Source organism: Streptomyces monticola, from assembly GCF_042665355.1.
Lineage (GTDB): Bacteria > Actinomycetota > Actinomycetes > Streptomycetales > Streptomycetaceae > Streptomyces > Streptomyces monticola.
Genome location: NZ_JBHTCF010000004.1, coordinates 19,106 through 38,124, shown reverse-complemented (window position 1 = coordinate 38,124; position 19,019 = coordinate 19,106). Strand labels below are relative to the sequence as shown.

The window sequence follows — 19,019 nt, the reverse complement described above, 5'->3', positions numbered from 1 at the left end:
AGCCGGGCCGGGCCGTCGGTCAGCCGCTGCGCTCAGGGACGTCCGTCAGCACTTCTTGACGGAGCGCGGGGAGTCCGGCCCGAAGTGGCCGGTCCTGTGGTGCCACTTGGCCGTCTTGCCCGGCTTGATCTTCTTGCACACCAGGTCGCGGCCGAGCTTGATGTCCACCTTGCGCTTCTTCGCGCTGCTGGAACAGTTCTTGTAGTAGATGTTCCAGCGCTTGTTGCCCAGCGGGCCCGGGCCGTTGCTCAGCCGCTTGATGGTCGCCCCGCACCGCAGGCGGTTGGCCTCCATGTTCCCCGAGGCCTCGGCCGAGGTCGTCGAGATCTGCTGTCCCCTGGTCTCGGCCGGGCTGCTAGCCGACGCCGTTCCGGCGGCGCCGAGGGTGCCCAGCATGACCGCCACAGTGGCGGCGGTACCTATTGCCTTGCGCATTCTGCTCCTTCAGACGGACCCAAAGGAGTGCCGGCGCTTGGTCAGTGGCGCCGGCCCCCGATTGCCCGGACTTTCTATCGCGCAGGAGCAAATCGCGGCAGTGTACGAACGGGTGACGCCCTGATGTACAGGCCTTGATACCAGCCGATATCAGGGCCTGTTTCGAGCCGCCCGCCCGCTTCTTGCATCGGTTGCTGTTGCAATAACCACAGGTCCCAGGGCTTGCCGGGGAGGGTGCCGGGAGCCGAGGGGGTGCGCGGCAGGGCGGTTTTGCGCCCCGAGGCGGCCGATGAGCCGGTGTCAGGGCCTTGCTACAGGCACTCTTGAACCATGGTGACCGTGTCACAACGCGCTTACCCTCGGCTGAGGGACAGACGGCGAGTGCGCTCACTTCAGCCCGGCACGGCTAGGGTGTGGGGCTGAGATGGCCAGCGATACCTGTGGGGAAGCCCGTGCGTGAATATCTGCTGACGCTCTGCGTCACGGCAGCGGTCACCTATCTGCTGACCGGGCCGGTGCGGAAGTTCGCCATCGTCGCCGGGGCGATGCCGGAGATCCGTGCGCGTGACGTGCACCGGGAGCCGACGCCGCGGCTCGGCGGGATCGCCATGTTCTTCGGCCTGTGCGCGGGTCTGCTCGTGGCCGACCACCTGCAGAACCTCAACGAGGTCTTCGAGAACTCCAACGAACCACGGGCGCTGCTCTCCGGGGCCGCCCTGATCTGGCTGATCGGTGTCCTGGACGACAAGTTCGAGATCGACGCCCTGGTGAAGCTGGGCGGCCAGATGATCGCCGCGGGCGTCATGGTCATGCAGGGCCTGACGATCCTGTGGGTGCCCATCCCCGGCTTCGGCTCGGTCTCCCTCACGCAGTGGCAGGGCACGCTCCTGACCGTCGCCCTCGTCCTGATCACCATCAACGCGGTGAACTTCGTGGACGGCCTGGACGGCCTGGCCGCGGGCATGGTGTGCATCGCGGCGGCGGCGTTCTTCTTGTACGCCTACCGCATCTGGTACAGCTACGGCATCGAGGCCGCCGCCCCGGCGACGCTGTTCGCGGCGATCCTGATGGGCATGTGCCTGGGCTTCCTGCCACACAACATGCATCCGGCCCGGATCTTCATGGGCGACTCGGGGTCGATGCTGATCGGCCTGGTGCTCGCCGCCGGCGCCATCTCCATCACCGGCCAGGTCGACCCGGACGCGATGAACCTCTTCGCCGGCTCGGAGCGCTCCGCGGTGCACCAGACGGTGCCGGTCTACATCCCGCTGCTGCTGCCCCTGACGATCATCGCGGTGCCCGCCGCCGACCTGGTGCTCGCGGTCGTACGCCGCACCTGGCGCGGTCAGTCGCCGTTCGCCGCCGACCGCGGCCATCTGCACCACCGGCTCCTGGAGATCGGGCACTCGCACAGCCGCGCGGTCCTGATCATGTACTTCTGGTCCGGCCTCATCGCCTTCGGCGCCCTGGCCTACTCGGTGCACTCGGCGTCCATGTGGATCGTCCTGGTGGTCGTCGCGCTCAGCTTCGTCGGCCTGGTGCTGCTGCTCCTGCCCCGCTTCACCCCGCGCACCCCGCGCTGGATGGAAGCCTTCGTACCGCCGCGCTACCGGCACCGCAGGACCGACGCGTCCCCCACGGCCGGCGAGAGCGTCTCCGCGGCGGGCGAGAGCGTCCCCGCGGAACCGGTCGTGGCCGCGGCCGCCCGGGGCAACGGCGCCACAGCCGTGGGCGGCAGGGCGCGCTTCGCCGAGCGCGGCACGACGGACCACACGCGGGTCTAGCGATTTCGCTTCTGTAAAGCGGAGTCCGGATTATTCGGGCCAGGGCGAACCTGCCCGTTCGTTCCATGCCCTTGGGGCCGGTTCGGCACATCGCGTTTGCGTGCTGAAAAACTCTCCGTTGGCTGCGGGGGAGCAGCGAGTGACCGCCACTGCGCGATCCCCGTTCCGCACGAAAACGGAGGAAGCGCGCGTAAGTTGATGGGTACGACCCTCGCCGGTGCGGCGCTGCTGGGGACCCTCGGTTTCTCGGGAAGCGCGATGGCCGCGACCCCGCGGACCGGCCAAGGCGACGCCGTCGTGGCCGTCACGCAGGGCGCCGGTGACGTCGAGGCGAAGGCGCGCACGTGCGTCAAGGCACTCAAGTGGTACAACAAGCGCTTCAACCGCATGGTGAAGGTCAAGAACTACTGCGGCCACAAGGTCTGTTTCAAGGTGGACCTGCCGGCCTCGCGCGAGCCCAAGTTCGACATCGCCAAGAACAAGACCGGGGACTTCCGCTACGGCGGCATCGCCTGGACCAAGGGCAGGAAGATCTACCGGGTCGGCTGCTGACCTCGTATTGACGCGTATTGACCCAGATTGATCCGTACTGACCCCGTATCGACCGCGGCTCCGGCCCCCACTCTGATCGGTGGGCGCCCGGAGCCGTCGGCATTCCCGGGTCGGCTTCCGTTATCCATGACTCGTACGATGTGCCGTGTTCGCCTCCTCGAATCCCGGACGAAAACCAGAGGATCTTCCGGTCTTCTCGGGCGTCAACGGGCGAGTGGGTGGATGCCCCTGCGGGCCCACTTGGAGACCTGGATCTCCACGGGCCGCCGTTCAAATGCCTCCAATAGCAGACAAGTTGCCCCGTCGCATGCACAGACGCGCGCGTTAACTCTCATGTGTGACAGCCAGCACACCCGACAGGTAAAGACCTCATCAAATAGTTTGTGATACGGTTCACGAGATCCCGGGGTAGGGCCGAAAGACCGTAGTGCGACGGTCTGTTGGCATCAGAAGCGCCCTGTGCCCGGGCTTACGCTCGTCCATGACGACAACTCGTCCCCGTAGCAACAAGCGGAGCTGCCGCCATGCCGTCTCTCGACGCCCGGACTCTCCTTCCCATCGCTGTGCCCACAGCCGCGGTTGGTGCGATCACCACCGTTGTCTCTGCTGTGGTCGCCGGCGGTGAGGGAGCTCTCGGTGCTGTCATCGGCACCGCCGTGGTGGTGGTCTTCATGGGAGCGGGAATCCTCGGCCTGCAGTACACGGCCAAGCACTGGCCGCATCTGTTCCAGGCCATGGGTCTGATGCTTTATACGACGCAGCTGCTCGTGCTGTTCGCTTTTGTCGCGATCTTCAAGGACACCGAGCTCTTCAATCCCAGGACCTTCGCCGCCGCCATCATCGCCGCGACCATCACCTGGGTTGTCGCTATGGCTGTGGCCTTCAAGAAGGCCAAGATCTTCTATATCGATCCGGACTCTTCCGGCCCTCGCGAGAGTGAGAAGACAGGGTCGTCGTCATGAGGGGTAGGGCCGGGATAAAGAGCCGTTCGGGACCCTGCTATCGTCCGGTGCCAACTGCGGCACTGCGGGCGCGGGCATCCGAGCTGACGCCTGTTCCATCGCGAGGCTCACTGCCTGAATGTCGCCCCTCAATCCGTAAGACCAGTCCAGTGCCGACCCGCGGCTTCCTGCCGCGCCGACACAACGAGGTTGCCGTACCTATGCGCCACGCTGAAGGAGCCCGCGGTGAGTGCTGACCAGACGCTTGCCTTCGACCCGAACTGTCACATCTTCAGCGGATGCGGCTTCCCGGCTCCGGGCCTCCACACGTTTCTTTACAAGCCGATCTTCACCGTCGGCGGCTTCGAGTTCACCAAGCCGATGCTGCTGGCGCTGCTGAGCACGGTCGTGGTCGTGGGCTTCTTCTGGGCTGCCTTCGCCAAGCCGAAGCTGATCCCGGGCAAGGCCCAGATGGTCGGTGAAGCGGGCTACGACTTCGTACGCCGCGGCATCGTCTACGAGATCATCGGCAAGAAGGACGGCGAGAAGTACGTCCCGCTGATGGTGTCGCTGTTCTTCTTCGTCTGGATGATGAACCTCTGGTCGATCATTCCGGTCGCTCAGTTCCCGGTCACTTCGCTGATCGCGTTCCCCGCCGGTCTGGCCCTGATCGTGTACGTCCTGTGGGTCAGCCTGACCTTCAAGAAGCACGGATTCGTCGGCGGCTGGAAGAACATCACCGGCTATGACAAGTCGCTCGGCTGGGTGCTGCCGCTGGTCGTGGTGATCGAGTTCTTCTCGAACCTGATCATCCGCCCCTTCACCCACGCGGTCCGGCTCTTTGCGAACATGTTCGCGGGCCACCTGCTGATCGTGATGTTCACGCTGGCTTCCTGGTACCTGATGAACGGCATCGGCATCGCCTACGGCACCGTCTCGTTCGTCATGGTCCTCGCGATGACGGTCTTCGAGCTGTTCATCCAGGCCGTCCAGGCGTACGTCTTCGTGCTCCTGGCCTCCAGCTACGTCCAGGGCGCGCTCGCCGAGCACCACTGAGCCAGCCCACCCCCAGAACCAACAGCCGTCCGGTGGCCAACCCCCACCGGTCCGTGAAAGAGAAGGAAGTAACGGCATGTCCGCTGCTCTCGAAATGGTCAACCTCGCCGCTGACGCCAAGACCAACGTCGTCGGTAACGTCGCGTCGATCGGTTACGGCCTCGCCGCCATCGGCCCCGGCGTCGGCGTCGGCATCATCTTCGGTAACGGCACCCAGGCCCTCGCCCGTCAGCCCGAGGCGGCCGGCCTGATCCGCACCAACCAGATCATGGGTTTCGCCTTCTGTGAGGCGCTCGCCCTCATCGGCATCGTCATGGGCTTCGTCTACCAGTAAGCCGGACCGACAGCCCATACCCCTTTTACGGAAGGCACTGATGTGAACCCTCTGACACTTGCGGCGGAGGAGGCCCAGAACCCTCTGATCCCGCATCTCGACGAGCTCATCATCGGCCTGATCGCCTTCGTCATCGTCTTCGGCTTCCTCGCCAAGAAGCTTCTCCCGAACATCAACAAGGTTCTGGAGCAGCGCCGCGAAGCGATCGAAGGCGGCATCGAGAAGGCGGAGGCCGCTCAGACCGAGGCCCAGAGCGTGCTCGAGCAGTACAAGGCTCAGCTCGCCGAGGCCCGGCACGAGGCCGCGCGGCTGCGCCAGGAGGCGCAGGAGCAGGGTGCTCAGCTCATCGCCGAGATGCGCGCCGAGGGCCAGCGGCAGCGTGAGGAGATCATCGCTGCCGGGCACTCGCAGATCGAGGCGGACCGCAAGGCCGCGTCGCACGCGCTGCGTCAGGACGTCGGCCAGCTGGCCACGACCCTGGCCGGCAAGCTGGTCGGCGAGTCCCTCGAGGACCACGCCCGGCAGAGCCGCACCATCGACCGCTTCCTCGACGAGCTCGATGAGAAGGCCGAGGCCGCGCGATGAACGGAGCGAGCCGCGAGGCACTGGCCGCCGCACGTGAGCGTCTCGACGCGCTGACCGACAACACGTCGGTCGACGCGGCCGCGCTCGCGGACGAGCTGGCCTCCGTCACCGCGCTGCTCCACCGCGAGGTGTCGCTGCGTCGGGTCCTGACCGACCCGGCGCAGGCCGCTGAAGCCAAGGCCGAGCTGGTGGGCCGGGTGCTCGGCGGGCAGATCTCCGCCGACGCCGCCGACCTGGTGGCCGGCGTGGTGCGCTCCCGCTGGTCGCAGTCGCGTGACCTGGTGGACGCGCTTGAGGTGCTGGCGGCCACCGCCGACCTCACCGCGGCGCAGCAGGCCGGCAAGCTCGACAACGTCGAGGACGAGCTGTTCCGCTTCGGGCGGATCGTCTCCTCGAACACCGAGCTGCGGGCCGCGCTCACCAACCGCACCGCGTCCGCCTCGGCCAAGGGCGAGCTGCTGCGCAGCCTGCTCGGCAGCCGTGCGGAGGCCACGACGGAGCGTCTGATCGAGCGCCTTGTGACCCAGCCCCGTGGACGTAGCCTGGAGACGGGACTCGAGTCCCTGTCCAAGCTCGCCGCGGACCGCCGGGACCGCATGGTCGCGGTCGTCACCTCGGCCGTGCCGCTGTCCGACGGACAGAAGCAGCGGCTTGCCGGTGCGCTGGCCAAGCTGTACGGCCGGCAGATGCACCTGAACCTCGACGTGGACCCCGAGGTCCTCGGCGGAATCAGGGTGCAGGTGGGCGACGAGGTCATCAACGGCTCCATCGCGGACCGTCTCGAAGACGCGAGCCGCCGGGTGGCCGGCTGACGGCAGCCTGCAGATCAGGTCGTCGCAACCAACTCAACAAGCATGAACAACGGCCCGAGTTGGGCCGTGCAGAGGATTCACCTCTCTTAGGGGGGAGTCCCCATCCCCCCAAGTGAAACTTCGGGCCCAACAAGGAGAGCAGGGAACCCAGATGGCGGAGCTCACGATCCGGCCGGAGGAGATCCGGGACGCGCTGGAGAACTTTGTCCAGGCGTACCAGCCGGACGCGGCCTCGCGCGAGGAGGTCGGTACGGTCACCCTGGCCGGCGATGGCATCGCGAAGGTCGAGGGCCTGCCCTCGGCCATGGCCAACGAGCTGCTGAAGTTCGAGGACGGCACCCTCGGTCTCGCGCTGAACCTGGAAGAGCGCGAGATCGGTTCGATCGTTCTCGGTGAGTTCAGCGGTGTCGAGGAAGGCCAGTCGGTCACCCGTACCGGCGAGGTCCTGTCGGTCGCCGTGGGCGAGGGTTACCTCGGCCGTGTCGTCGACCCGCTCGGCAACCCGATCGACGGCCTCGGCGAGATCGAGACGTCCGGTCGCCGCGCCCTCGAGCTGCAGGCCCCGACGGTCATGGACCGCAAGTCGGTGCACGAGCCGATGGAGACCGGCTACAAGGCCGTCGACGCGATGACCCCGATCGGCCGCGGTCAGCGTCAGCTGATCATTGGTGACCGCCAGACCGGCAAGACCGCCCTGGCCGTCGACACGATCATCAACCAGCGCGACAACTGGCGCTCGGGCGACGTGAACAAGCAGGTCCGCTGCATCTACGTCGCCATCGGTCAGAAGGGCTCGACCATCGCCTCCGTGCGTGGTGCCCTCGAAGAGGCCGGCGCCCTCGAGTACACGACGATCGTCGCCGCCCCGGCGTCGGACCCGGCGGGCTTCAAGTACCTGGCCCCCTACACCGGTTCGGCCATCGGCCAGCAGTGGATGTACGAGGGCAAGCACGTCCTCATCATCTTCGACGACCTCTCGAAGCAGGCCGACGCCTACCGCGCCGTGTCCCTGCTGCTCCGCCGCCCGCCGGGCCGCGAGGCCTACCCGGGTGACGTCTTCTACCTGCACTCCCGTCTGCTCGAGCGCTGCGCGAAGCTCTCGGACGACATGGGCAAGGGCTCGATGACCGGTCTGCCGATCGTCGAGACCAAGGCGAACGACGTGTCGGCGTTCATTCCGACCAACGTCATCTCCATCACCGACGGCCAGTGCTTCCTGGAGTCGGACCTGTTCAACGCCGGTCAGCGCCCCGCGCTGAACGTCGGTATCTCCGTCTCCCGAGTCGGTGGTTCCGCCCAGCACAAGGCGATGAAGCAGGTCTCCGGCCGTCTCCGTGTGGACCTCGCCCAGTTCCGTGAGCTGGAGGCGTTCGCCGCCTTCGGTTCCGACCTGGACGCCGCGTCCAAGGCCCAGCTGGAGCGCGGTCAGCGCATGGTCGAGCTGCTCAAGCAGGCTCAGTACCAGCCGATGCCGACCGAGGACCAGGTCGTCTCCGTGTGGGCCGGCACCACCGGCAAGATGGACGACGTACCGGTCGCCGACATCCGCCGCTTCGAGCGCGAGCTGCTCGACTACCTGCACCGCAAGGAGCAGGGCCTGATGACCTCCATCAAGGAGGGCGGCAAGATGTCCGACGACACCCTCACGGCCATCGCGGACGCCATCACGGAGTTCAAGAAGCAGTTCGAGACCTCCGACGGCAAGCTGATCGGCGAGGACGCTCCGGCGGCCCCCGAGGCGGCTTCCGTCTCCAAGTGACGACGGAAGGGACCTGACTCATGGGAGCCCAGCTCCGGGTCTACAAGCGTCGCATCCGGTCCGTCACCGCGACGAAGAAGATCACGAAGGCGATGGAGATGATCGCCGCCTCGCGTGTCGTCAAGGCACAGCGCAAGGTGGCGGCCTCCACGCCGTACGCGACCGAGCTCACCCGCGCGGTCACCGCGGTGGCCACCGGTGCGAACGACAAGCACCCGCTGACCACCGAGGTGGAGAACCCGACCCGGGCCGCGGTCCTGCTCCTCACGAGCGACCGTGGTCTGGCCGGTGCCTTCAACTCCAACGCCATCAAGGCCGCGGAGCAGCTCACCGCGAAGCTCGAGGCGGACGGCCGGCAGGTCGACAGCTACATCGTCGGCCGCCGCGGCATCGCCCACTACAACTTCCGCGAGCGCAAGATCGCGGGGGAGTGGACGGGCTTCACGGACGAGCCCTCGTACGCGGACGCCAAGACGATCGCCGGACCGCTGATCGAGGCGATCGAGAAGGACACGGCCGAGGGCGGCGTGGATGAACTCCACATCGTCTACACCGAGTTCGTCTCGATGATGACGCAGAACGCGGTCGAGTCCCGGCTGCTGCCGCTCAGCCTCGACGAGGTCGCGGAGGAGGCGGGCACCAAGGACGAGATCCGCCCCCTGTACGACTTCGAGCCGTCGGGCCAGGACGTCCTTGACGCCCTGCTTCCGCGGTACGTCGAGAGCCGTATCTACAACGCGCTGCTCCAGTCGGCCGCCTCCAAGCACGCGGCCACGCGCCGCGCGATGAAGTCGGCGACCGACAACGCGGGAGACCTGATCAACAACCTCTCCCGACTTGCCAACGCGGCCCGCCAGGCCGAAATCACCCAGGAAATCAGCGAGATCGTCGGTGGCTCCGCAGCCCTGGCCGACGCGACCGCGGGGAGTGACAAGTAATGACCACCACTGTTGAGACGGCGACGGCGACGGGCCGTGTCGCCCGTGTCATCGGCCCGGTCGTCGACGTGGAGTTCCCCGTCGACGCGATGCCGGACATCTACAACGCGCTGCACGTCGAGGTGGCCGACCCGGCCCTCGACGGCGCCCAGAAGACGCTGACGCTCGAGGTCGCCCAGCACCTCGGTGACGGCATCGTCCGTGCGATCTCCATGCAGCCCACCGACGGTCTGGTCCGCCAGGCCCCGGTGACCGACACGGGCACCGGCATCAGCGTGCCCGTGGGTGACTTCACCAAGGGCAAGGTGTTCAACACCCTCGGCGAGGTCCTCAACGTCGACGAGACGTACGAGGGCGAGCGCTGGTCCATCCACCGCAAGGCGCCGAACTTCGACGAGCTCGAGTCGAAGACCGAGATGTTCGAGACCGGCGTCAAGGTCATCGACCTTCTCACCCCGTACGTCAAGGGTGGAAAGATCGGTCTGTTCGGTGGTGCCGGTGTCGGCAAGACGGTGCTCATCCAGGAGATGATCTACCGCGTCGCCAACAACCACGACGGTGTCTCGGTGTTCGCCGGTGTCGGTGAGCGCACCCGTGAGGGCAACGACCTCATCGAGGAGATGTCCGAGTCGGGCGTCATCGACAAGACCGCCCTGGTCTTCGGTCAGATGGACGAGCCGCCGGGCACCCGTCTGCGCGTGGCCCTCGCCGGTCTGACCATGGCGGAGTACTTCCGCGATGTGCAGAAGCAGGACGTGCTGTTCTTCATCGACAACATCTTCCGCTTCACGCAGGCCGGTTCCGAGGTCTCGACCCTTCTGGGCCGGATGCCCTCGGCCGTGGGTTACCAGCCGAACCTGGCCGACGAGATGGGCCTCCTCCAGGAGCGCATCACCTCGACCCGTGGTCACTCGATCACCTCGATGCAGGCGATCTACGTCCCCGCGGACGACCTGACCGACCCGGCGCCGGCCACCACCTTCGCCCACCTCGACGCGACGACGGTGCTCTCCCGTCCGATCTCCGAGAAGGGCATCTACCCGGCCGTGGACCCGCTGGACTCCACGTCCCGGATTCTGGACCCGCGCTACATCTCGTCGGACCACTACGAGACCGCGATGCGCGTCAAGGGGATCCTGCAGAAGTACAAGGACCTCCAGGACATCATCGCGATCCTCGGTATCGACGAGCTCAGCGAGGAGGACAAGCTGGTCGTCCAGCGTGCCCGCCGCGTGGAGCGCTTCCTGTCCCAGAACACGCACGTCGCCAAGCAGTTCACCGGCGTCGACGGTTCGGACGTCTCCCTCGAGGAGTCGATCGAGGCCTTCAACGCGATCTGCGACGGCAAGTTCGACCACTTCCCGGAGCAGGCCTTCTTCATGTGCGGTGGTCTCGACGACCTCAAGAAGAACGCCAAGGAGCTCGGCGTCTCCTGAGTCCTGTGACTCCTGGCAGGGGGCGGGTGGTGCCTCGCCTCGAGCGGCACCCCCGCCCCCTGCACAACGCCCACGAGAAGCCCACTAGAATTTGACCCAACACCCGGCAGAACCCGCCGGGTGGTGACCCGAGGAGCCACCCTTGGCTGCTGAGCTGCACGTCGAGCTGGTCGCCGCCGACCGCCAGGTCTGGTCCGGCGAGGCCACCCTGGTCGTGGCGCGCACCACGTCCGGCGACATCGGCGTCATGCCCGGTCACCAGCCGCTGCTCGGTGTGCTGGAGTCGGGCCCTGTGACCATTCGTACCGCCCCTTCCGAGGACGGGGTCGGCACGATCGTCGCCGCGGTGCACGGCGGCTTCATCTCGTTCGCGGACAACAAGCTTTCGCTGCTGGCCGAGACCGTCGAGATGGCCGACGAGATCGATGTCCAGCGCGCGGAGCGGGCACTGGAGCGTGCCAAGTCGGAGGCCGACGCGGCCGCCGAACGGCGCGCGGATGTCCGCCTTCGTGCGGTGGCGGCGCGCTGAACCCAGCGCGCGACGGAGACATGTGCCTCAGCCGCGGCACGGTCCGGAATTTTCCGGACCGGGTCGCGGCTGAGGCAATGCAGGTGCAATGTCAGTTGCGTAACTGGACGATGCGAGGAGGTCGATGCCGATGATCCTCGCTCTGCTTGTGTGCGGGCTGGTAGTCGTGCTCGTGTTGCTGGGACTCTTCGTCTTCGGACTGCGCCGACGACTGATCCAGCGCTCGGGCGGAACGTTTGACTGCTCCCTGCGCTGGAACGCGCCCGAGGCCGGCGATACCTCCGGCAAGGGCTGGAGCTATGGCGTGGCCCGCTACAACGGTGACCGGATCGAATGGTTCCGGGTCTTCTCGTATGCGCTCAGGCCGCGCCGTGTCCTGGAGCGGTCCGCCATCGAGGTCGTCGACCGCCGTGCTCCCGATGGTGAAGAGGAGCTGGCGCTGCTCTCCGACGCGATCGTTCTCGGGTGTACGCACCGGGGGACGCGGATCGAGCTGGCGATGAGCGAGGACGCCCTGACCGGATTCCTGGCCTGGCTCGAGGCGGCGCCTCCCGGCCAGCGGGTGAACGTGGCATAGCGCCCGGAGCGTGGCCGGGTGCCCTGACCGTGAGCGCCTGGAGCGTGGCCGGGTGCCCTGACTGTGAGCGCCCGGAACATGCCGGGAAGCCGGACAACAGGGGGCGTTCCCGTTGCCCGGCTTCCGCGCGGAGGCTGTTATCCAAGCCCGCCGTTGATGGCGCTCACCAGCTCACCGTTGCTGGAGTCGCCGCTGAACTCCCAGAAGAACGCCCCGCCCAGGGCCTGGTTCTTGGCCCAGGACATCTTGGATGTGACCGTCGCGGGGGTGTCGTAGGACCACCAGTCGCTGCCGCAGTGGGCATAGGCGGTGCCTGCGATCGTGCCGTTGGCCGGGCACTTGCTCTTGAGGACCTTGTAGTCCTCGATGCCCGCCTCGTACGTACCCGCCGCGGGGCCCGTCGCCGTGCCGCCCGGCTCCTTCTGCGTCACGCCGGTCCAGCCGCGGCCGTAGAAGCCGATGCCGAGCAGGAGCTTCGCGGAGGGGACGCCCTTGGCCTTCAGCTTGGCGATCGCCTCGGCGGAGTTGAAGCCCGCCTGCGGGATGCCGGGGTAGGAGGTCAGCGGGGAGTGCGGGGCCGTCGGCCCGTTCTTCGCCCAGGCGCCGAAGAAGTCGTACGTCATGACGTTGTACCAGTCGGAGTACTGTGCGGCGCCGCCGTAGTCCGCCGAGTCGATCTTGCCGCCGGATGAGGCGTCGGCCGTGATCGCCGCTGTGACCAGGTTGTTCGCGCCGAACTTGGTGCGGAAGGCCTGCATCATCGTCTTGAAGACGGCAGGACCGCTGGTGTCACAGGACAGGCCGCAGGCGTTGGGGTACTCCCAGTCCAGGTCGATGCCGTCGAAGACATCGGCCCAGCGCGGGTCCTCGACCAGCTTGTAGCAGGAGTCGGCGAACGCGGCCGGGTTCTTCATGGCCTCGGTGAAGCCGCCGGACCAGGTCCAGCCGCCGAAGGACCAGAGGACCTTGATGTGCGGGTACTTGGCCTTGAGCTTGCGCAGCTGGTTGAAGTTGCCGCGCAGCGGCTGGTCCCAGGTGTCGGCGACGCCGTCCACGGACTGGTCGGCGGTGTAGGCCTTGTCGTAGTCGGCGTAGGCGTCACCGATGGTGCACTTGCCCCCCTGGACGTTGCCGAAGGCGTAGTTGATGTGGGTGATCTTCGCGGCCGAGCCGGAGGTCACCAGGTTCTTCACGTGGTAATTGCGGCCGTAGACACCCCAGTTGGTGAAGTAGCCGAGCTTGACCTTGTCGCCAGGGCCGGGGCCCGGGTCGCCGCCGCCGGTGGTGCGCACCGCGCGGGCGCCACTGACCGGTCCTGTCTGGTCGGCGGTGTCACGGGCCTGGATCGTGTACGAGTAGTCGGTGCCGGCGGTCAGGCCGGTGTCGGAGTACGAAGTCCCCGTCACCGTCGCGACCTTGGCGCCGTCGCGCAGCACGTCGTAGTTCTTGATGCCCTTGTCGTCGGTGGCCGCGGTCCAGCTCAGCTTGGCCGAGGTGTTGGTGATGTCCGAGGCAGTGGGGGTGCCGGGGGCCGATGGGGGCTTGTCGCCCGGCACGCTGGTGCCGTCACAACTGCCGCCGTTGAGCTTGCAGTTGGCGGGGGCGCCGGAGCCGGTGCCGTTGAAGCCGAAGGAGACCGAGGCGCCGGGGGCGAGCGTCCCGTTCCAGGACTTGTTCTTGGCGGTCCAGTGGGTGCCGGAGCTGGTGACATCGGCGTCCCAGGCGGAAGTGACCTTGGTGTCGGCGGGGAAGTCCCACTCGACGGCCCAGGCGTTCAGCGTGGTGGTACCGGTGTTCTTCAGCGTCCACTTGCCTTCGAAGCCGTTCCCCCAGTCCTGGGTCTTCGTGTACGTGGCGGTGGCGGACTCGGCCGCCTCTGCGGGGGACGCCAGGGCGACCAGGGTGGCCAGGGGCAGGAGCAGGGTGGTGAGCCCCGCCGTGACTTTGTGTCGCGATCTGAGCCTGAAGCGCATGGAGCGCCTCCTCGGTGAGTGCCGGACGTAAGGGGGGTGGGGGGACCCTGCGACGCCCGTGAGCACTTCATGGCGTGTGTGTGCTCACCGCAGTGCGTGCGGTGAGAGTAGAAAGGTCTGGACCTTACGTCAATAGGTCTGGACCAGTGATTACCGGTCGGTGTCCGGCGACGGCCGGTCGATGTCCGACGAGGACCGGTGAGCGCGCCCGGCCGTGGCCGTCCCGGCCGCCGGGCGCGCCGTCACACACTCAACTCCTGCGCCAGTACGGCTGCTTGCACCCGGCTGCGCAGCTCCAGCTTGCCGAGCAGCCGGCTCACATGGGTCTTCACGGTGGCCTCGGCCATGTCGAGGCGTACCGCGATCTCCGCGTTGGAAAGGCCCTGGCCGAGACAGGACAGGACCTCGCGCTCACGCCGGGTCAGTACGTCGAGGACGGCCGGGTCGGGGGCGTCCGCCGCGCGCACCGGCTTCGCCGCGAACTCCGCGATCAGACGGCGGGTCACCGCGGGGGAGATCAGGCCCTCGCCGCGTGCCACCGTACGGACGCCCTCGATGAGGTCCTTGGCGTCGGTGTTCTTCAGGAGGAAGCCGGCGGCGCCCGCGCGCAGCGCCCCGAAGACATACTCGTCGAGGTCGAAGGTGGTCAGGACGAGCACGTCCGCGAGCTGCTCGGCGACGACCTGGCGGGTGGCCGCGACCCCGTCGAGCCGTGGCATCTGCACATCCATCAGGACGAGATCGGGGCGCAGTTCACGGGCGAGCGCGAGCGCCTCCTCGCCGTCCGCGGCCTCGCCGACCACCTCGATGTCCGGGGCGCTGCCCAGGATCAGGACGAGTCCCGCGCGTACGGCCGACTGGTCCTCGGCGACCAGGACCCGGATCATTGGCTTCCTCCTTGTTCGGCGCCGCGCCCTTGCTCGGTGCCACGTACTTGTTCAGTGCCACGTACTTGTTCAGTGCCACGCACTTGTTCGGCACCACGCACTTGTTCGGCACCACGCACTGGTTCCGTGGCTCGCCCTTGTTCGGTGCCGCGCACGGCTTCGTCGACGGGCAGCACGGCCCGTACGCTCCAGACCTTGCCGTCGGCGCTGTCGCGCGGGCCCGCCTCGAACTCGCCGCCGAGCAGGGACGCCCGCTCGCGCATTCCCACCAGGCCGGCCCCCGAGCCCGGCGCACGCGGCCCCGAAGGATCACCGAAGGGGCTGGTGACCGTCACGGTCAGGGCGGTGCCGACGAGGCCGACGGCGACCCGTACCTCGCCGGGGCAGGCGTGCTTGAGGGCATTGGTCAGGGACTCCTGCACGATCCGGTACGCGGCCAGCTCGACCGGGGCCGGGAGCCGGTCCGCGGGGCGTGGGCGGCGGTCGTCGAGGGTGACCGTGAGGCCGTTGGTGCGGGCCTGCTCGGCCAGGGTGCCCAGGCCGTCGAGGGTGGGCGCGGCGGCCGGTTCGTGATCGTCGCTGCCGTCCCTGAGCAGCCCGATGAGGCGGCGCATCTCGGCCAGTCCGTCGACGCTGTTCTCGCGGATCACGCCGAGGGCCCGGTGTGTGGTGTCCGGGTCGTCGAGCGACAGTGCGGCCGTGGAGTGGATGGCGATCGCCGAGAGGTGGTTGGCGACCATGTCGTGCAGCTCGCGGGCCATCCTGGCGCGCTCGGCCGTGACGGCCTGGGAACGGTCCATCTCGGCGAGCAGGGCGGTCTGCTCGGCACGCAGCCGGGCGGCCTCGGCGGCGTCGCGGTGGTTGCGCACGATCGCTCCGGTCGCCGCGGGCGCGAAGCTGATCAGGCCCACCATGACGCCGAGCAGCACGGCCTCGGGCTGCTGGAACCAGGCCAGGAACCCGATCGTGGCGGCCACCGTGACCAGGCCCGTCGTCCAGGGGATACGGCGGGCGGCGGCCGGTGAGCCGTACAGGACGGCGGCGTAGGCGAGATCCGCGTACAGCAGCACCGTCACCAGACTGCCCGGTGTGAACTGGTCGGCGACCAGCATGAGCGTGCCCGCGGCGAGTGCGAACTGCGGCCGGGTCTGGCGCAGCAGCTCAAGGGCGGCGAGGACCACGAGCGGCACGAGCAGCCAGGCGTCCGGGAGCGAGTCGACCGGGGCCTTGCGCAGGCCGAGGCCCATCGCCCACAGGACCAGGCCGCCGAGCAGACCGGTCACGGCGATCAGCACGTCGAGGCGGTGCGGCCGTGGAAGGTTCACCCTTCCATCCAACACGGCGGGCGGCGCCGCGGCCTCCGTATGCGGACCGAAGTGGCACTGCATCCTTCGATGTACGCGCGGTTCGTCATCGGCGACGACGATCGGGCGGTGATCCGGCGGGACGCTTGAAGGGTCGTGAGAGGAGAGTCCCGTGATCGTCACGCTCATCGTCATCTGCGAGGTCGGCTTCTGGGTGCTGCTGGCAGCCGGTCTGTCCCTGCGCTACCTGGCCAGGATGCCGCGCACGGGCGCCGCGGTGCTGTTGTGCGAGCCGCTCCTGGAGGTGCTGCTCCTGGTGGTCTCGGTGATCGACCTCAGGAACGGGGCCCAGCCGGACTGGAAGCACGGGCTCGCGGCGCTGTACATCGGCTATACCGTCGCCCACGGTCATGCCACCGTGAAGTGGCTGGACTCGGTGTTCGCCCACCGTTTCGCGGGCGGGCCCGCGCCGGTGAAGCTGTACGGGGCGCGGCGGGCGAAGTACGAGTGGAAGGTGTGGCTGCGGTCCCTCGCGGGGGCGGTGGTCGCGCTGGGGCTGCTGCAGATCGCGATCTGGTACGTGGGGGACGCGTCCCGGGTCTCGTCCCTGCGGGCCTGGCAGGGGACGACGCTGCGGGCGCTCGGTATTCACGGGCTGATCGCGCTCACGTACACGGTGTGGCCGAAGAAGGCCCCGCAGGGCGCGGCGGGGTCGGGGGCGGAGGCGGCTGAGCAGCGGCCGGTGACCCGGGTCTAGGCGCTCCGCGGGAAGTCCGGTGCGTCATCTGCGGGTGCGTCGTGGCTGGTCGCGCAGTTCCCCGCGCCCCTCTGGGGCACGACCAGAGCGCACCGGACTTCCTCAAGGCTGCTCAGCCCTCAAGACCCGTCCCTTCAGGCGTGACGCCCTACCGCTCGCCGCCCGGTACCCACAGGACGTCGCCCTCTGCCTTGTTGGCCGACCGCGCCAGGATGAAGAGCAGGTCCGACAGACGGTTCAAGTACGTCGCCGTCAAGGCGTTCATCGTCTCGCCGTGGACCTCGAGGGCCGCCCACGTCGAGCGTTCGGCCCGCCGGACGACCGTGCACGCCTGGTGCAGCAGCGCCGCACCGGGCGTGCCGCCGGGCAGGATGAAGGAACGCAGCTTCTCCAGCTGCTCGTTGAAGTGGTCGCAGTCCGCCTCCAGCTTGTCGACGTAGGACTGCTCGACGCGCAGCGGCGGGTACTCGGGGTTCTCGACGACCGGCGTGGACAGATCGGCGCCGACGTCGAAGAGGTCGTTCTGGACCCGGGTGAGGACCTTCACGACCTCCTGCGGGAGCTGCCCGAGCGCGATGGCCGTACCGAGGGCGGCATTGGCCTCGTTGGCGTCCGCGTACGCCGCGATCCGCAGATCGGTCTTCGGGGCACGGCTCATATCGCCCAGTGCGGTGGTGCCCTTGTCTCCGGTACGGGTGTAAATGCGCGACAGAATGACCATGCCCCGAGGTTACTCCGGGGAGTTCAGGCCCCGGCCCGGCGGAACAGCCGTGTGCCGATCGTCACGGCCACCACGGACAGACCGAGTCCCATGAGAGTGCCGTAGAGCATCTGCGTACTGGCGTAGTCGCCGACGTAGGCCGCCCGGACCGCGTCCACGAGATAGCGGAACGGGACGAAGTGCGAGAGCACGTCGAGCCAGCCGGGGCCGAGGGTCATCGGCAGCATCAGGCCGGAGAGCAGCATCGCGGGCAGGGTCACGGCGTTGATGACGGGGCCGAACTCCTGTGGCGTGTTCACCCTCAGGGCCAGGGCGTACGAGAGTGACGCGAGGGAGAGGGAGAGCAGGCCGACGAAGGCGAAGCCGATCAGGATGCCGGCCAGCGGGGCGCGCAGCCCCATGGCGACGGCGGCGAGCACGAGCAGCACCGCCTGGAAGGCGAAGAGGAGCGCGTCCCGCAGGACCCGGCCGAGCAGCAGCGCGAGCCGGCTGACCGGGGTGACCCGCATCCGCTCCAGTACGCCGTAGGTCTTCTCGACGATGATCCCGTAACCCGCGAACGAGGCGCCGAACAGGCCGAGTTGGAGCAGCAGTCCGGGCACGAGGACCTGCCAGGAGCTGCCGTCGGCGCCCAGCGGGAGATCCGTGAGCAGCGGGCCGAAGAAGAGCAGATAGAGGAGCGGCATCAGCATGCCGAAGAGCATCTGGAACTTGGAGCCCAGGGTCTGCCGGGCATAGCGCCCGAAGATGATCGCGGTGTCGTGCACCAGCATGGGTGTTCCTTCGTGGGGAGGGTGGGAGAGGGCGGGGGCGTCAGACCGCGACCGGGGTCTCGTCCTTGGGGGCCGGGCCCCGGCCGGTGATCGCGAGGAAGGCGTCCTGGAGTGTGGCGTCGGGCGAGCCCGCGTACCGCTGCTTGAGCGCGCCCGGGGTGCCCTCCGCCACCACCACGCCCTTGTCGACGACGACGAGGCGGTCGGCGAGCGCGTCGGCCTCGTCGAGGTAGTGCGTGGTCAGGAAGACGGTCGTGCCGTACGTGTCGCGCAGGCTCCGGACCAGGTCCCACAGGTCGGCGCGGCTCGCCGGGTCGAGCCCGGTCGTGGGCTCGTCGAGGAAGAGCACCTCGGGCCGGTGGGTGAGGCCCATCGCGATGTCGAGGCGCCGCCGCTGGCCGCCGGAGAGGGCCGCGCACTTGCGGTCGAGGAGTTCGGTGAGGCCCAGGTCATGGGCCAACTCCTCGGCCCGGACGGCTGCCTGAGCCTTCGTCAGACGGTAGAGACGGCCCTGAGTGATGAGCTCTTCGCGGGCCGTGATGTTCGGGTCGACGCCGCCGGTCTGCGCGACGTACCCGCTCTTCCCGCGGACGCCGCGCGGATCGCGGGCCAGATCGCAGCCGGCGACGGTGGCGGCGCCGCCGGTGGGCGCGAGCAGCGTCGTGAGCATGCGCAGGGTGGTGGTCTTGCCCGCGCCGTTGGGGCCGAGGAAGCCGACGATCTCGCCGGGCTCGACGGTCAGATCGATACCGCGTACGGCTTCGACCTCGCCCTGTTTGGTCGTGAAGGTCCGCGCCAGGCCGGCGGTGCTGATGATTGCCATGCCCTCAAGAAAAACAGAGCAGCTTAAATTTTGCAATGACTCC

Annotated in this window: 20 protein-coding genes; 13 read left to right on the top strand and 7 right to left on the bottom strand. The window is 68.1% G+C overall.

Annotated elements, in window-relative coordinates:
• Window positions 1–45: 45 nt before the first annotated feature.
• On the bottom strand, window positions 46–435 hold the full coding sequence (locus ACFQVC_RS11280; protein WP_381829643.1) for a hypothetical protein: 390 nt from the start codon (window positions 433–435) through the stop codon (window positions 46–48).
• 452 nt (window positions 436–887) lie between these two features.
• Here ACFQVC_RS11280 and ACFQVC_RS11275 point away from each other — a divergent pair, with 452 nt between their 5' ends.
• From ACFQVC_RS11275 to ACFQVC_RS11220, 12 genes are all read left to right on the top strand, one after another.
• Window positions 888–2,219 (top strand): MraY family glycosyltransferase, encoded by a 1,332-nt coding sequence (locus ACFQVC_RS11275; protein WP_381829641.1) that lies wholly within the window; start codon window positions 888–890, stop codon window positions 2,217–2,219.
• Between the two features lie 198 nt (window positions 2,220–2,417).
• Complete coding sequence (locus tag ACFQVC_RS11270; protein ID WP_381829639.1) at window positions 2,418–2,771, top strand: hypothetical protein; 354 nt, start codon at window positions 2,418–2,420, stop codon at window positions 2,769–2,771.
• A gap of 524 nt (window positions 2,772–3,295) precedes the next feature.
• Window positions 3,296–3,733, top strand: a complete 438-nt coding sequence (locus tag ACFQVC_RS11265; protein WP_381829637.1) for a hypothetical protein — start codon at window positions 3,296–3,298, stop codon at window positions 3,731–3,733.
• Window positions 3,734–3,958: 225 nt separating this feature from the next.
• Window positions 3,959–4,768: a F0F1 ATP synthase subunit A gene (atpB, locus tag ACFQVC_RS11260; protein ID WP_381829635.1), complete on the top strand. Its 810-nt coding sequence runs from the start codon at window positions 3,959–3,961 to the stop codon at window positions 4,766–4,768.
• A gap of 76 nt (window positions 4,769–4,844) precedes the next feature.
• Window positions 4,845–5,102 carry an ATP synthase F0 subunit C gene (gene atpE, locus ACFQVC_RS11255; protein ID WP_381829633.1) on the top strand — a complete coding sequence of 86 codons (258 nt, stop codon included), beginning with the start codon at window positions 4,845–4,847 and terminating at the stop codon, window positions 5,100–5,102.
• Between the two features lie 42 nt (window positions 5,103–5,144).
• Entirely contained in the window at window positions 5,145–5,687 is a 543-nt protein-coding gene (locus ACFQVC_RS11250) for a F0F1 ATP synthase subunit B (protein WP_381829631.1), read from the top strand.
• On the top strand, window positions 5,684–6,499 hold the full coding sequence (locus ACFQVC_RS11245) for a F0F1 ATP synthase subunit delta (protein ID WP_381829629.1): 816 nt from the start codon (window positions 5,684–5,686) through the stop codon (window positions 6,497–6,499). The genes ACFQVC_RS11250 and ACFQVC_RS11245 overlap by 4 nt, the downstream gene beginning before the upstream one ends.
• A 151-nt stretch (window positions 6,500–6,650) precedes the next feature.
• A complete protein-coding gene (gene atpA, locus ACFQVC_RS11240) occupies window positions 6,651–8,258 on the top strand; it encodes a F0F1 ATP synthase subunit alpha (RefSeq protein ID WP_381829627.1) in 1,608 nt (535 codons plus the stop codon).
• A 20-nt stretch (window positions 8,259–8,278) separates the two neighbouring features.
• Window positions 8,279–9,196 carry a F0F1 ATP synthase subunit gamma gene (locus ACFQVC_RS11235; protein WP_381829625.1) on the top strand — a complete coding sequence of 306 codons (918 nt, stop codon included), beginning with the start codon at window positions 8,279–8,281 and terminating at the stop codon, window positions 9,194–9,196.
• Window positions 9,196–10,632, top strand: a complete 1,437-nt coding sequence (gene atpD, locus ACFQVC_RS11230) for a F0F1 ATP synthase subunit beta (RefSeq protein WP_381829623.1) — start codon at window positions 9,196–9,198, stop codon at window positions 10,630–10,632. Before ACFQVC_RS11235 ends, atpD begins: the two co-directional genes overlap by 1 nt.
• 142 nt (window positions 10,633–10,774) lie before the next feature.
• The gene (locus ACFQVC_RS11225) at window positions 10,775–11,161 is read left to right on the top strand and encodes a F0F1 ATP synthase subunit epsilon (RefSeq protein WP_381829622.1); all 387 of its coding nucleotides are present in this window, start codon (window positions 10,775–10,777) and stop codon (window positions 11,159–11,161) included.
• A gap of 130 nt (window positions 11,162–11,291) precedes the next feature.
• A complete protein-coding gene (locus tag ACFQVC_RS11220; protein WP_381829620.1) occupies window positions 11,292–11,738 on the top strand; it encodes a DUF2550 domain-containing protein in 447 nt (148 codons plus the stop codon).
• Between the two features lie 137 nt (window positions 11,739–11,875).
• Here ACFQVC_RS11220 and ACFQVC_RS11215 read toward each other — a convergent pair whose 3' ends face one another.
• From ACFQVC_RS11215 to ACFQVC_RS11205, 3 genes are all read right to left on the bottom strand, one after another.
• Window positions 11,876–13,711 carry a glycosyl hydrolase family 18 protein gene (locus ACFQVC_RS11215; RefSeq protein WP_381829618.1) on the bottom strand — a complete coding sequence of 612 codons (1,836 nt, stop codon included), beginning with the start codon at window positions 13,709–13,711 and terminating at the stop codon, window positions 11,876–11,878.
• Between the two features lie 242 nt (window positions 13,712–13,953).
• Window positions 13,954–14,598 (bottom strand): response regulator, encoded by a 645-nt coding sequence (locus tag ACFQVC_RS11210; protein ID WP_381829616.1) that lies wholly within the window; start codon window positions 14,596–14,598, stop codon window positions 13,954–13,956.
• Entirely contained in the window at window positions 14,595–15,923 is a 1,329-nt protein-coding gene (locus ACFQVC_RS11205; protein ID WP_381829614.1) for a sensor histidine kinase, read from the bottom strand. Before ACFQVC_RS11205 ends, ACFQVC_RS11210 begins: the two co-directional genes overlap by 4 nt.
• Before the next feature lie 151 nt (window positions 15,924–16,074).
• On the opposite strand from ACFQVC_RS11205, the gene ACFQVC_RS11200 reads away from it, so the two are divergent.
• Window positions 16,075–16,659, top strand: coding sequence for a hypothetical protein (locus ACFQVC_RS11200; protein WP_381829612.1), 585 nt, complete (start codon window positions 16,075–16,077; stop codon window positions 16,657–16,659).
• Window positions 16,660–16,807: 148 nt separating this feature from the next.
• Here ACFQVC_RS11200 and ACFQVC_RS11195 read toward each other — a convergent pair whose 3' ends face one another.
• The 3 genes from ACFQVC_RS11195 to ACFQVC_RS11185 are packed head-to-tail and all read right to left on the bottom strand — an operon-like array spanning window position 16,808 to window position 18,976.
• The gene (locus ACFQVC_RS11195; protein ID WP_381829610.1) at window positions 16,808–17,380 is read right to left on the bottom strand and encodes a cob(I)yrinic acid a,c-diamide adenosyltransferase; all 573 of its coding nucleotides are present in this window, start codon (window positions 17,378–17,380) and stop codon (window positions 16,808–16,810) included.
• Between the two features lie 23 nt (window positions 17,381–17,403).
• Complete coding sequence (locus ACFQVC_RS11190) at window positions 17,404–18,153, bottom strand: ABC transporter permease (protein WP_381829608.1); 750 nt, start codon at window positions 18,151–18,153, stop codon at window positions 17,404–17,406.
• Between the two features lie 40 nt (window positions 18,154–18,193).
• On the bottom strand, window positions 18,194–18,976 hold the full coding sequence (locus ACFQVC_RS11185) for an ABC transporter ATP-binding protein (RefSeq protein WP_381829606.1): 783 nt from the start codon (window positions 18,974–18,976) through the stop codon (window positions 18,194–18,196).
• Window positions 18,977–19,019: the final 43 nt, after the last annotated feature.